At 67.4% G+C, this 13,811-nt stretch carries 7 protein-coding genes; 1 reads left to right on the top strand and 6 read right to left on the bottom strand.

Annotated elements, in window-relative coordinates; translation table 11 throughout:
* Positions 1 to 403 precede the first annotated feature (403 nt).
* The 3 genes from AB4Y91_RS14075 to AB4Y91_RS14065 are packed head-to-tail and all read right to left on the bottom strand — an operon-like array spanning position 404 to position 7,960.
* Positions 404 to 4,084: a 1,4-alpha-glucan branching enzyme gene (locus AB4Y91_RS14075; protein WP_441419055.1), complete on the bottom strand. Its 3,681-nt coding sequence runs from the start codon at positions 4,082 to 4,084 to the stop codon at positions 404 to 406.
* A gap of 1 nt (position 4,085) precedes the next feature.
* Positions 4,086 to 5,882, bottom strand: coding sequence for a maltose alpha-D-glucosyltransferase (gene treS, locus AB4Y91_RS14070; protein WP_441419054.1), 1,797 nt, complete (start codon positions 5,880 to 5,882; stop codon positions 4,086 to 4,088).
* Positions 5,879 to 7,960 (bottom strand): alpha-1,4-glucan--maltose-1-phosphate maltosyltransferase, encoded by a 2,082-nt coding sequence (locus AB4Y91_RS14065; protein WP_441419053.1) that lies wholly within the window; start codon positions 7,958 to 7,960, stop codon positions 5,879 to 5,881. Before AB4Y91_RS14065 ends, treS begins: the two co-directional genes overlap by 4 nt.
* 140 nt (positions 7,961 to 8,100) lie before the next feature.
* On the opposite strand from AB4Y91_RS14065, the gene glgP reads away from it, so the two are divergent.
* Positions 8,101 to 10,719 (top strand): alpha-glucan family phosphorylase, encoded by a 2,619-nt coding sequence (gene glgP, locus AB4Y91_RS14060; protein WP_441419052.1) that lies wholly within the window; start codon positions 8,101 to 8,103, stop codon positions 10,717 to 10,719.
* A gap of 79 nt (positions 10,720 to 10,798) precedes the next feature.
* Here the strand turns inward: glgP and AB4Y91_RS14055 are convergent, their stop codons facing one another.
* The 3 genes from AB4Y91_RS14055 to glgX are packed head-to-tail and all read right to left on the bottom strand — an operon-like array spanning position 10,799 to position 13,790.
* Entirely contained in the window at positions 10,799 to 11,155 is a 357-nt protein-coding gene (locus AB4Y91_RS14055; RefSeq protein ID WP_441419051.1) for a barstar family protein, read from the bottom strand.
* Positions 11,156 to 11,162: 7 nt separating this feature from the next.
* A complete protein-coding gene (locus AB4Y91_RS14050; protein ID WP_441419050.1) occupies positions 11,163 to 11,657 on the bottom strand; it encodes a ribonuclease domain-containing protein in 495 nt (164 codons plus the stop codon).
* Between the two features lie 18 nt (positions 11,658 to 11,675).
* The gene (gene glgX, locus AB4Y91_RS14045; protein ID WP_441419049.1) at positions 11,676 to 13,790 is read right to left on the bottom strand and encodes a glycogen debranching protein GlgX; all 2,115 of its coding nucleotides are present in this window, start codon (positions 13,788 to 13,790) and stop codon (positions 11,676 to 11,678) included.
* Positions 13,791 to 13,811 lie beyond the last annotated feature (21 nt).

Here is a 13,811-nt window from a genome sequence, read left to right as displayed (position 1 = left end):
TGGCAGGCCCGGCACAATCAACCAATTCAATACAAAATTGGTATCAACAAACTTGGCACACTATTGAGTTCTCAAACAACAGACACACCCGGCACCACCCAAACCCAACGGTCCAGGATCGCTCCGGAGCAACTTTTCAAACTTACCCGCGTGCTTCACCCTAGTCAAATCAGCGGTCCGACTCAGTCTTGCCATAGGCTTCTTGGTCTTCTTAGCGGATCAACTCCGGGGAGCAGCGCGGAAATAAACTCTACCACCACTTGAGCCGGGTGACAAAGCGGCCCCCGGCGGTCTCTCCTGCGGCCCCGGATTGGCGGCCGGCGCAGGACACGGAAAAGCCCGGAATCCCAAGGATTCCGGGCCCTCCGATCAAGATGGCCGTCACAGCCATGCCGTCACGTGGCTAGCTGATCGCCTTGAAGTAGGCGGCGCCCAGCGGAGGCAACGTCACGGTGAGCGTGGCGGGCTGGCCGTCGGTGCCGCCGTCGGCCGCTGTCAGGGTGCCCTCGTTCAGGACACCCGAGCCGCCGTAGGCAGCGGCGTCGGTGTTCAGGACTTCCTGCCACTGCCCCACGGCCGGGACGCCCAAGCGGAAGTCCTGGTGCGGGGAGCCGGAGAAGTTGAAGGCGCACACCAGCTCGTTGCCGGCGGCGTCCCGGCGGATAAAGGTCAGCACGTTCCGGTCCGCGTCCCCGCCGTTGATCCACTGGAAGCCGTCGGGGTCGTTGTCGCGTTCGTACAAGGCCGGAGTGGAGCTGTACAACTCGTTCAGGTCCTTGGTCAGGAGCTGCACGCCGCGGTGCGCGGGGATGTCGGCCAGCCACCAGTCCAGGCCGTACTGTTCTGACCATTCCGCTTCCTGGCCGAACTCGGTGCCCATGAAAATTAGCTGCTTGCCCGGGTGGGCCCACTGGTAGCCCAGGAAGGCCCGCAGGTTCGCGAGCTGCTGCCAACGGTCGCCGGGCATCTTGCGCAGCATCGAGCCCTTGCCGTGCACAACCTCGTCGTGGCTGATCGGCAGCAGGAAATTTTCCGTGTAGGCGTAAACCAGGGAGAACGTGATGGTGCCGTGGTGCCACTTCCGGTTGAACGGGTCCTCGGCCATGTACTTGAGCGAGTCGTGCATCCAGCCCATGTTCCACTTGATGCCGAAGCCCAGGCCACCCTGGCTGGTGGGGGCTGTGACGCCCGGGAATGCCGTGGATTCCTCGGCGATCATGACCGCACCGGGGTGCGTCTTGTAGACCGTTGCGTTGACCTCCTGCAGGAAGGAGATCGCCTCGAGGTTCTCGCGGCCGCCAAAGCGGTTCGGCTGCCACTGGCCCTCCTCACGGGAGTAATCCAGGTAGAGCATCGAGGCCACGGCGTCGACGCGGAGGCCGTCAATGTGGAACTCGTCCAGCCAGTAGAGGGCGTTGGCGACCAGAAAGTTGCGGACTTCGCTGCGGCCGAAGTCGAAGATCAGCGTGCCCCAGTCCGGGTGTTCGCCCAGGTTCGGATCGGAGTGCTCGTACAGCGGCCCACCATCGAATTGGGCCAGCGCCCAGGCATCCTTGGGGAAGTGCGCCGGCACCCAGTCCAACAGCACGCCGATCCCGGCCTGGTGCAGTTCGTCCACGAGGTGCCGGAACTCGTCCGGGTGCCCGAAGCGCGAGGTGGGTGCGAAGTAGGACGTGACCTGGTAGCCCCACGATCCGCCGAAGGGGTGTTCCGCGACGGGCATGAACTCCACGTGGGTGAAGCCGAGCCACTTCACGTACTCCACGAGTTCCTTGGCCAGCTGGCGGTAGTCGAGCCCGACCCGCCAGGACCCAAGGTGGACCTCATAGACGCTCATCGCGGCATTGTGTGGATCCCGGGCCGCGCGGGCCTTCATCCATTCCTCGTCCTTGAAGGCGTAAGAGGGCTCGACGACGCGGGACGCCGTCAGCGGAGGAACCTCCGTGCCGAAGGCAAGCGGATCGGCCTTCTCCACCCAGTGCCCGTGCTTGGTCTTGATCTCGAATTTGTAGCACGCCCCTGCTATAACGCCGGGGATGAACAGTTCCCACACCCCGGAGGAGCCGAGGGAGCGCATGGAGAATTCCCGGCCGTCCCAGCCGTTGAAGTCGCCCTTGACCCGCACGGCCTGGGCGTTCGGGGCCCACACCGCGAAGGACACGCCGTCGACGTCGCCCAGGACGGACTTGTAGTGCTGGACGTGTGCGCCCAGCACATCCCAGAGGCGCTCGTGCCGGCCTTCGCCGATCAGGTGCAGGTCGATCTCCCCCACCGTCGGCAGGTAGCGGTAAGGCTCGTCGGCCTGCTGCGGTGCCTGGCCTTCATAAGTGACCTCAAGCCGGTAGTCCGGAACGTGCCCTTCGTCCAGCGGGTCCAGCACGGCCACCCACACGCCGCCGGATTCGTGCGACATCGGGAAACTGCCGGCCGCAGTGACCACGGAGACGGCTTCCGCGAGGTGCTTCACGGTGCGGATGGTGACGTGGCCGTAGTCGTCGAGGTGCGCGCCAAGGACCGAATGCGGCGCGTGGTGCTCGCCGGCGGCGACGCGCGCAAGGGTCTCCGCGTCCACGGGAAGCGGGACTCCGGGTCGATCGGTACGTGCTGAACCTGTCATTTTGTTACCTTCCGCTGCGGCTTCGGCGGGAACGCCGGGGCCTGTACTGCCGAGGAGACGACGGGATGCATTCACCGGGATGGCGAGCCAGTCCGGCCTGTTCCGTAGTTCGTAAACAACTTCGTAGAGAGCCTTGTCCAGCCACAACGCCACGAACAGGGGCGAGTCGCGGTCGATCGTGCCGGGGGTGACTTCCGCATAACCGGCCAGGAAGGCCTCGGCGCAGCCGTCCACCCAGGCCGCGGGGACGACGGCGTCGTCGTACTCGCGGACGGCGGCGCCGGCGGCGTAGTCGAAGGACCGCAGCATGCCGACCACGTCGCGGAGCGGCACGTCCGGGAAGTTGCGTTCGGAGATCGGGCGCAGCGGCTCCCCTTCGAAGTCCAGGATCGCCCAGCGGGCCGGTTTCCCGGGTCCGCCGGGGACCTGCAGGATCTGGCCGAGATGCAGGTCGCCGTGGATCCGCTGCAGCCGGCCGGCACTGCTGCCTTCGAGCCGCGTAAGGAGCGCCTCAAGTTCATCGTCGAAGGGCCCGACGGCGGCGCCGGCTTCCGCCCACGACTGCCGGACCCGCTGGGCGACGCCGGGCGCGATGTCCCCGCCCGGCACGGACTCCGCTGCGGTGCCGAGCGCCTCGGCGAGCCGACGGTGCACGGTGGCCGTGGCGACGCCCAGGGCGCGGGCTTCGGCGGTGAAGTCGGTGCCGGTGCTGGCCGCGTCCACGGCCAGGCGCCAGGCGTCCAGGCCGCCGGCCAGGAATTCGTGCGCGACGGCGAGCTCGCCGCGGGCGGTCGAGGCACCCCCGGGGACGGTCCATTCGCCGGTGACCCAGCCGAGGGTGGCCGGGACCTCAACGGTGCGGCCGGCGGTCAGGGCCGCGCCGATCTCGACTTCGGGATTCTGCCCCTCGGACAGCACCCGGAAGAATTTGAGGATCGCCGCGGAGGCGCCGTCGTCCACTATGACCGAACTGTTGGACTGCTCGCCGGAGAGCACCCGGACCTTGCCAGTGGCGAACGGCAGCCGGTAATCGGATTCCACCAGGTGCCCGGCGGCCGTGCCGTCGCTTGTGGCGGCGCGTTCGCGCATGAGTTCAAGCCAGGCCGCGATAAACGCCGGGTCGTGCACGCCGTCGTAGATCCAGCCGTGTGCCGCGTCCGTGCCGTCCGCGGGAATCTCCCCGAGCAGGGCGGCTCCCGCACCCGCCAGCGGCAGGGCGCGGGAGCTGAGCGGCACCTGCACGACGTCGGTGCGGTTGCCGTCCGCCGTCGGGTACGTCACCGCGAGCAGCAGAACTTCAAGCTCCGCGCCGATCTCCGGCGTCGCGGCCGCCGGGCCGGCGCCGAGGCGCACACGGCCCGCCGGCTCGAAGCTGAAGTGCGCGCTCTTGACTGGGAACCAGCGCTGGCGCGGCAGCCAGCTGCGGAGCAGGGCGTCCAGCGCGGGGGAAAGGGTGGGTCGGGTCATTTCAGCCTTCGATGGACAGGATAGGCATCGCCTGGGTGTGGGGCGAGGCCGGGTTGGATGCGGCCGATCGGATCCGCAGCCAGAAGAAGTCGTGGCTGCCCAGGGTGAGGGTCAGCGTGCCGTCGTCGGAAATGGCGGGGAACGCCTGACCGCCGAAAACGTCGCGGAGCCCGCGGCCGGCATACTGCGGCACCCTCAGCGTGGTGGCCACCGGGTGCTGGGACAGGTTGAACGCGCACAGGATGGTCTCTGCCTCCTCGCCGGCGGCGTTGCCCGCCGGTAGGTCGCGCAGGTAGGAAAGGACGACGTCGTGGTCCGCCTCGACGTGCTGGAACGAGCCGAGCCCGAAGGCCGGGTGGTTCCTGCGGACGCTGAGGATCTGACGGGTCCAGCGCAGCAGCGAGCCGGAGTGGGCGGCCTCGGCTTCAACGTTGGCCATGCTGTAGTTGTAGACCAGCGACTGGATCACCGGGAGGTAGAGCTTGCCCGGGTCGGCGTTGGAGAACCCGGCGTTGCGGTCCGGGTTCCATTGCATCGGGGTGCGGACCGCGTCGCGGTCCTCGAGCCAGATGTTGTCGCCCATGCCGATTTCGTCGCCGTAGTACAGGAACGGGCTTCCCGGCAGCGAGAGCAGCAACGCGTTGATCAGCTCGATCTCGGAGCGGGAGTTGTCCAGCAGCGGGGCCAGCCGGCGGCGGATGCCGATGTTGGCGCGCATGCGGGGGTCCGGCGCGTACCAGCCGAGCATCGCGGCGCGCTCGTCGGCCGTGACCATTTCCAGAGTGAGCTCGTCATGGTTGCGAAGGAAGGTGCCCCATTGGGCGCCCTCGGGAATGTCCGGGGTGTCCTTCATCGTCTCGATGATGGGCGCGGCCTTCTGGTCCCGCAACGCGTAGTACAGCCGCGGCATGATCGGGAAGTGGAAGGCCATGTGGCATTCCGGTTCCTCTTCGGTGCCGAAGTATTCCACCACTTCGGCCGGCGGCTGGTTGGCTTCGGCGATGATCACACGGCCGGGGTAGCTTTCGTCGACCATCCGGCGCAGCTGGCGCAGGAACTCGTGGGTGGCCGGCAGGTTCTCGCAGTTGGTGCCCTCCTCCTCGAAGAGGTAGGGAATGGCGTCGGCGCGGAAGCCGTCAATGCCTTGGTCCAGCCAGAACCGCACGACGTCGAACAGGGCATCGATCACCTTGGGGTTCTCGAAGTTCAGGTCCGGCTGGTGGGAGAAGAATCGGTGCCAGAAGAACTGGCGGCGGATCGGATCGAAGGTCCAGTTGGATTCCTCGGTATCCACGAAGATGATGCGGGCGTCCTGGTACTTCTCGTCCGTGTCGCTCCACACGTAGAAATCTCCGAACGGGCCGTCCGGGTCCTTGCGCGACTCCTGGAACCAGGGGTGCTGGTCCGAGGTGTGGTTCAGCGGCAGGTCGATGATGACCCGGACGCCGCGGGCGTGGGCCTCCGCGACGAGCCGCTTGAAGTCGCTGATGGTGCCGAATTCGTCCAGCACCGAGTTGTAGTCCGAGATGTCGTAGCCGCCGTCGCGCAGCGGAGACTGGAAGAAGGGCGGCAGCCAGAGGCAGTCGACGCCGAGCCACTGCAGGTAGTCCAGCTTCTCGATCAGGCCGTGGAAGTCGCCGGAGCCGTCGCCGTTGCCGTCGGCGAAACCACGCACCAGGACCTCGTAAAAGACCGCCTTCCGGTACCAGTGGGGGTCGTGCTGGAGTCCGGGAGCGTTCAGTTCGAAAGTCCCCTTCGGGGTGAAGTGCTGGTTGGGGTTGCTCGGGCTGAAACTCACGGGCGCTGCCTCCGGATGCTCAGGATGTGGGCTGGTTCGACATGTGCGTCAAGGCGCACGTAGTTGTACTCCCCCCATTCCCAGCTTTCGCCGGTCAGCAGGTCATCGACGACGAAGCGGCCGTTGTGCGTCAGGTCCTCAGGGTCCAGCTCCAGCGCCGCCAGGTCCAGCGTCACCGTGCTCTCCCGGATGCCATGCGGATCCACGTTGACCACGACGATCAAGGTGTCCTTGCTGCCGTCCGGGAGGGTCTTGTGCTTTGAGTAGACCACCGTGGCGTTGTCCGTGCTCTGGTGCACCGTGAGGTTCTGCAGGTCGCCGAGGGCCGGGTGGGTGTGCCGGATCTCGTTGAGCCGGGTGAGGTACGGGGCCAGGGTGCGGCCGGACTCCGCCGCGGCGTCCCAGTCGCGGGCCTTGTACTCGAACTTCTCGTTGTCGATGTACTCCTCCGCGCCCGGCCGGGCGACGTGCTCGTACAGTTCGTAGCCGGCATAGACGCCCCAGATGGGGCTGGCGGTGGCGGCAAGCGTGGCACGGATCTTGAACGCCGCCGGTCCGCCGAACTGCAGGTACTCGGTGAGGATGTCCGGGGTGTTGACGAAGAAGTTCGGACGGAAGTAGGCCGGGGATTCGTGGCTGACCTCCTGGAAGTACTCCTCCAGCTCCTCCTTGGTGTTGCGCCAGGTGAAGTAGGTGTACGACTGCTGGAACCCGGCCCGTCCCAGCGCGTGCATCATCGCCGGCCGGGTGAAGGCCTCGGCCAGGAAGACGACCTCGGGGTTCTTCTTGTTGACCTTGGCGATCAGCCATTCCCAGAACCACACCGGCTTGGTGTGCGGGTTGTCCACGCGGAAGATCTTGACGCCGTGGCTGATCCAGAGCTGGACGATCCGCAGGATCTCGTTGGACAGGCCTGCCGGGTCGTTGTCAAAGTTCAGCGGGAAGATGTCCTGGTACTTCTTCGGCGGGTTTTCGGCGTAGGCGATGCTGCCGTCCACGCGGGTGGTGAACCATTCGGGATGGCTCTGCACCCAGGGGTGGTCCGGGGCGGCCTGCAGCGCGAGGTCCAACGCCACCTCCAGCCCCAGTTCGCCGGCGCGCGCCACGAAGGCGTCGAAGTCCTCAAAGGTGCCCAGGTCCGGGTGGATGGCGTCATGGCCGCCTTCCTTGGCACCGATCGCCCACGGGGAGCCGGGGTCGTGCGGGCCAGCCAGCAGGGTGTTGTTCGGGCCCTTACGGTGCTGGGTACCGATCGGGTGGATCGGCGGCATGTAGATGATGTCGAAACCCATCGCGGCGACGGCGTCGAGCCGCTTCGCGGCGGTGCGGAACGTCCCGGAGGTCCACTCGCCGGTTTCGTGGTTGCGGACGGCGCCCTCCGAGCGGGGGAAGAACTCGTACCAGGCGCCTCGGCCGGCGAGCTCGCGCTCCACCAGCAGCGGATACGGCTCGGAGACGGTCACCAGTTCCCGGATCGGCTGGCGCGCAACCACATCGGCGACGTCGGCGCTGAAGCCGGCGGCGAGGCGCTCCTCCGGGGTCTTCGAACCATCGGACAGGCCGACGACGGCGATCCGCAGGGTCCGCCGATCGGCGGAGGGACGGGTGGCGTCCTCGGAGGCCTCGGTCAGCAGGGCGGCGCCCTCGGCCAGCATCAGCTCGACGTCGATGCCCGCTTCGATCTTGACTTCGGCGTTGTGGTGCCAGGTGCCGTAGCGGTCGTGCCAGGCCTCGATAACGAACGCCCACTTGCCGGTGCCGGACGGGGTGAGCAGGCCTTCCCAACGGTCGGTGCCCTTGCCCCGGTCCCCGCGCGGCGGGGCCAGACGGACGCGCTGCCGCTCCTTACCCCGCGGGTCCAGGAGCACGGCGCTGACGCCGAGCATGTCGTGGCCCTCGCGGAAGGCAGTGGCGCCGACCACGATGCTCTCTCCGACGACTGCCTTGGCTGGGAACTTTCCGTCTTCGACCGCGGGCTGCACGGCGGTGATTGGAAACCTGCCGAATTTAAGGCCCTCCGTGATCAGGGCCTTCGGCTTTTGCTTGGACACGGCACTGGTTCGCGAGTTAGTCGTCACAGCCTCGACGTTATCTACAAATCGCACAGAATGCTAAGGCTGCTCAGTTTTTTGGGTGAATCCCGAGGTCAATCCGACATTTACCGGAAAGAAACCCAAAGCTGTTCCGGGGCTCTGCGTTGTCCGTTAGTGTTTCGCTGGTGAAGGCTATCCGCAGATTTACCGTCCGAACTGTTCTTCCCGAATCGATCCGGCCCCTGGCGCGGCTCGCCACCAACCTGCGCTGGTCGTGGCACCTGCCGACCCGGGAGCTCTTCGAGCAGCTAAACCCGGCCATCTGGGCCGAGAGCGCCCACGATCCGGTGACCTTCCTGGGCCTCGTCAGCAGGGAAGAGCTGCAGCGCCTCGCCGCGGACCAGGACGTGGTGCGCCGTGTCCACGCGGCCGCCGAGGATCTGGACCGCTACCTGGAGCAGCCCCGCTGGTACCAAAGCCTGGGCGAGGACGCGCCCCGCTGCATCGCGTACTTCTCGCCCGAGTTCGGCATCACCGAGGTGCTGCCGCAGTATTCCGGCGGACTCGGCATTCTGGCCGGCGACCACCTGAAGGCGGCCTCGGACCTTGGCGTTCCCCTGATCGGTGTCGGCCTGCTCTACCAGGCCGGCTACTTCAAGCAGTCCCTGTCCCGCGACGCCTGGCAGCAGGAGACCTACCCCGTCCTCGACCCGGACGGACTGCCGCTGACCCTGCTCCGTGAGCCGGCCCCGGACGGTAACGGCCGGCCCATCCAGATCTCCCTGCCGCTCCCCCACGGCCGGCGCCTGCTGGCGCACGTGTGGCGTGCCGACGTCGGACGCGTCCCGCTGTTGCTGCTGGATTCCAACGTGGCGGGCAACGACGACGCGGCGCGCGGCGTCACCGACCGCCTTTACGGCGGCGGCGGCGACCACCGGCTGCAACAGGAACTCCTGCTGGGGATGGGCGGGGTCAAGGCGCTGCGGGCCTACCAGCGGCTGACCGGCGCCCCCGCGCCGGAGGTGTTCCACACGAACGAAGGCCACGCCGGCTTCCTGGGAGTCGAACGCATCCAGGAACTGATGTCCGGGGAGCACCCGCTCAGCTGGGAAGAAGCCCTGGCCGCGGGCCGCGCCTCCACCGTGTTCACCACGCACACCCCGGTCCCGGCCGGCATCGACCGCTTCGAGACCTCGCAGATCGAGCACTTTTTCACCGCGGGCCTGGCCCCCGATGTGCCGATCGCAAAGATCCTGGACCTGGGCCGCGAGGACTTTGCCGACGGCAACCCGTTCGTCTTCAACATGGCCGTGATGGGGCTGCGGCTGGCCCAGCGCGCCAACGGCGTCGCGAAGCTGCACGGCGTCGTCTCCCGCGGCATGTTCTCCGCGCTCTGGCCCGGGTTCGACCATGCCGAGGTGCCCATCACGTCGGTCACCAACGGCGTGCACGTGCCCACCTGGGTGGATCCCCGCGTATCCCAGCTGGCCCGTGAACAGTTCGGCGCCGACGCCGAGACGGAGGGCCGCTGGGACCTGGCCTACAACGTTAGCGACGAAGCCCTCTGGGCGCTGCGGCGCGAAATGCGGGTCTCGCTGGTCGAAGACGTCCGCCGCCGGCTCCGGGCCGCCTGGAAGAAGCGCGGCGCCGCCGACGCCGAGCTGTCCTGGACGGATTCGGTGCTGGACCCGGACATCCTCACTATCGGCTTCGCCCGCCGCGTGCCGACCTACAAACGCCTCACCCTGATGCTGCGCGATCCGGACCGACTCAAGGCCCTGCTGCTGCATAAGACCCACCCGATCCAGCTGGTTATTGCGGGCAAGTCGCACCCGGCGGACGATGCCGGCAAGAAGATGATCCAGGATCTGGTTCGTTTCACCGACGACCCCGCGGTCCGGCACCGGATCGCGTTCCTGCCCAACTACGACATCGCCATGGCCAGGACCCTCTTCCCCGGCTGCGATGTGTGGCTGAACAACCCGCTCCGCCCACTCGAGGCATGCGGCACCTCGGGGATGAAGGCCGCCCTGAACGGCTCGCTCAACCTCTCCGTGCTGGATGGCTGGTGGGATGAAATGTACGACGGCGAGAACGGCTGGGCGATCCCGACGGCGAACAACGACGCGTCCCCGGAGGAACGCGACGACATTGAAGCCTCGGCCCTGTACGAGCTCCTCGAAAGCCAGGTGGCGCCGAAGTTCTACGGGCTCACCGTCTCCGACGAGGCGGGCGCCGCCGGCCCCTCCCAGTCCGTGGCGCAGAAGGTGCCCACGCACTGGGTCTCGATGATCAAGCACACCATGTCCCACCTCGGTCCGGCCGTGTCCGCGGACCGGATGCTGCAGGATTACGTCAACGTCCTCTACCGGCCGGCCGCGGTGGCCGGGCGGAAGGCGTCGGCGGACAACTTTGCCGCAGCGAAGGAGCTCGCCGCCTGGTCCTCGCAGCTCCGCGCCGCCTGGTCCCAGATCCAGGTTGAACATGTGGACTCGGTGGGCGTCTCCGAAGACCCGCAGATCGGCGACGACCTGCAGGTGAACGCCTACGTGGCACTCCACACCCTGCGGCCGGAGGATGTCGCGGTGGAGGTGGCCTTCGGCCGGGCCGAGGACAGCGATGAGCTGACCGATGTCACCGTGGCGGAGCTGCAGTCCGTGGAAGACCTGGGCAAGGGCCGGTACCTGTTCAGCGGGACCCTGGTGATCGACCGTTCCGGATCCTTCGGTTACACCGTCCGGGTGCTGCCCAAGCACGAGGGACTGGCGTCCAAGGCCGAGCTGGGCCTGATCGTGAACGCATAGCCGGCTAGCGGATTTGCTCGGTTGTTCTCGCGCTTTCGGATCAGCTCGCCTTCTAGGGCGCTGAGGGGTCTTGCGGGGGTTAGAGGCAGACGGCGATGACGGTCAGGTCCTTGCCCGCGTAGCGTTCGGCGTCTTGCAGGATTTCGCAGATGACGCCGAAGGTGCGGTCGCCGCGGAAGGCGGCCGGGACCTGCCAGATCAGGGTGACCGGCCGCTGCCCGTCGTCGCTGACAGCGTCGGCGAAGTCGTGCAGCGAGTCGTTGAGGGCGTCAAGGTTCACGCCGTAGTGCTCGGGGAAGTCCAGCGCCTCACCGAAGGTCCGCAGCACCGCCTTCTTGGAGTCCGCGGCGGGGATCACGAGCGCCCGGCGGCCGGCGTCGTGGACTTGCGCCTGCAATTCCTCAAGGGTCCAAGTGTCGGCGGAGAAAATCTTCATGGTTTCCCTACTTGCCTTCGGCAATAAATTTGAACGTTTCGTAATGGTCGGCGGTGTAGTACTTTTCGCCAGCCGCACCCGCCACGATCCGGCGCGCGCCCCGGTCCGACTCCCCGGGAGTCCGCACGGTGAATTCCCGGTAATACCCGGAGGCTTTCCGCGGGAGAATCCTTTCGAAGTTCCCGAACGGGACATTGTCGCGCGAATACGGGTAGGGACCGCCCCTGGCGATCAGGGCAAGGGTCTGCCGCGCCTCCGCCGGAAGTTCCGACGCCTTGATCTCCGGCAGCCGGGAGGGATTGGCGACGCCGGCCGCCGGGGCCCTGCCCGGCGTCGGGGTTTGGGAGACGGTCGCCTTGGGGGCGGGGCCGCTCCGGCCGGCGTCCGGCGGGACCGTGCCGGTCTGCGGAAGGCCGGCCAGCACGAAGGCCAGCACCACAAGTCCCAGCAGAACGGCGAGCAGGGCGGTGAGCCGCCGGACGTTCATTCGTGTTTCCCCCATGCCTGGCGTGTGGACACCCTAGACGCGGTAGATATTGATGGTGTTGGCCTGGACCACGTCCCGCTCGCCGGAGGAGATCCGAACGCCCTGGCGGCGGTCGTGGAGTTCCGAGGTGGTCAGCCGGAGTTCATAGAGCCGGTGGCCGCCGCCGTCGTCCGCGGGGATGACGGGAAGGGTGACCTTGACGTCCTGGGCGCTGCCGTTGACCACCACGAGGCCGTCCACGCGGCCGTCGTCGGACCCCAGCAGGAGCTGGACGACCCGGTGGCCGGGATCCTGCCAGCGGTCGCCGGACATCGGTTCGCCGTGGACATCGAACCAGTGGAAATAGGACTGCTGGTCCCGTGCCGGGTAGTCGTGCGGCTGGCCGGCGAGGAACTCCTTGCGCAGCCGGATCACGCGTTTGGTGCTGCGCAGCATCGCGTGCGATTCCGGGGTGCTGGTCCAGTCGATCCAGGTGATGGGGTTGTCCTGGCAGTAGGCGTTGTTGTTTCCCTGCTGGCTGCGGCCGATCTCGTCGCCGGCGGTGATCATGGGCACGCCCTGGGAAATCATCAGCGAGGCCATCAGGTTACGGCTGGTCTGGGCACGCCGCGCGAGGACTTCCTCGTCCTCGGTGCGCCCCTCGAAGCCGTGGTTGTAGCTGCGGTTGTCGCCGTGGCCGTCGCGGTTCTGCTCGCCGTTCGCCTCGTTGTGCTTGCGGTCGTAGGAGACCAGATCGGCCAGGGTGAAGCCGTCATGCGCGGTGATGAGGTTGACCGAGGCCAGCCGGCTGCGGCCCGAGGCCGCGAACAGGCCCGCGGAACCGGACAGCGCATCGGCGAGCCGCGCCACCGAGCCGCCCTGCCCGCCGGCGTCGATCGCGGCGCGGTCCGCCAGCCAGAAGGTGCGGACGGCGTCGCGGAAATGGTCGTTCCAGTCCACCCAGCCCGCGGGGAACCGGCCTGTCTGCCAGCCGCCGTAACCGACGTCCCAGGGCTCGGCGATGAGCTTCGTTTCAGACAGCACCGGATCCGCGGCGATCGCGACCAGGAACGGGTGGCGCGGATCGAACTCGTTGTTGGCGTTGCGGCACAGCGTGACGGCGAGGTCGAACCGGAAGCCGTCGATGTGGAACTCGTTCACCCAGTACCGCAGGGAATCCAGAACCAGCTGCACCACCCGGGGCTCGCCAAAGTTCAGGGTGTTGCCGCAGCCGGTGGTGTCCACGTATTTGCCGTGGCCGTCATGACGGTAGTACTCCAGCTCGCCCAGACCGCGGAAACTCAACGTCGGCCCATCCGGACCGCCTTCCGCAGTGTGGTTGTAGACGACGTCGAGGATCACCTCGAGGCCGGCGGCGTGCAGCAGTTTGACCATGCCCTTGAACTCGTCCTGCACCGCGTGGGGCCCGGCGTCCTGGGCCGCCTGGGTGGCGTAGCCGGGATGCGGCGCGAAGAACGCGGCCGTGTTGTAGCCCCAGTAGTTGGGCAGTCCAAGGTTCTGCAGGTGCGGCTCGTCGATGTGGAAGTGGACGGGCAGGAGCTGCACGGCCGTGACGCCCAGCGAGATCAGGTGCTCGACCATGGCCGGGTGCGCCATTCCCGCGTACGTGCCCTGGAGGTTCTCCGGGATGTCCGGGTGCAGCATGGTCTGGCCGCGGACGTGGGCCTCGTAGATGATCGTGTTGCGCCAGGGTGTGCGCGGCCCGTGGTCCATGCCCCAGTCGAAGTCGCCGGCCATCCGGACGCTGGTGATGAAGTCTTCGCGTTCGTCTACGCCGCGGCCGTACGGGTCCAGCAGCAGCGGCTGCGCGCCGTCGGCGTCGAAGTCCAACGTCGGCACGGAGAGCGGCAGGGCCTCCGGCTCCGGCGAGGCGCGCAGGCCGTAGCGCGAGCCGGCCGGCAGTCCCTCGACGATGCCGTGGTGGACGCCGTCCGTGATGTTGGGCAGGGTCTTCAGCTGCCAGCTGCCCCCCGGGGCCTGGTAGGCGATGTCCAGGTTAGCCACCCCCGGCGCGTAGACGGCCACATTGGCGAAGGCACCCCGAGGGTCGTCCGTCGCCGCGGAACCCGTGCGCGGGACGCTGACACCGAGCGGAAACGGCCGCGAGGCGTCTACGGTGGTAGCTGGATCTACATAGGACTTGACCATCGCTTAAAGCTTAGCTGGGGA

It is taken from the genome of Arthrobacter sp. YAF16 (genome assembly GCF_052113385.1).
GTDB lineage: Bacteria > Actinomycetota > Actinomycetes > Actinomycetales > Micrococcaceae > Arthrobacter.
Note: the sequence above shows the minus strand (reverse complement) of the source record. Positions and strands in the feature narration are given on the sequence as shown.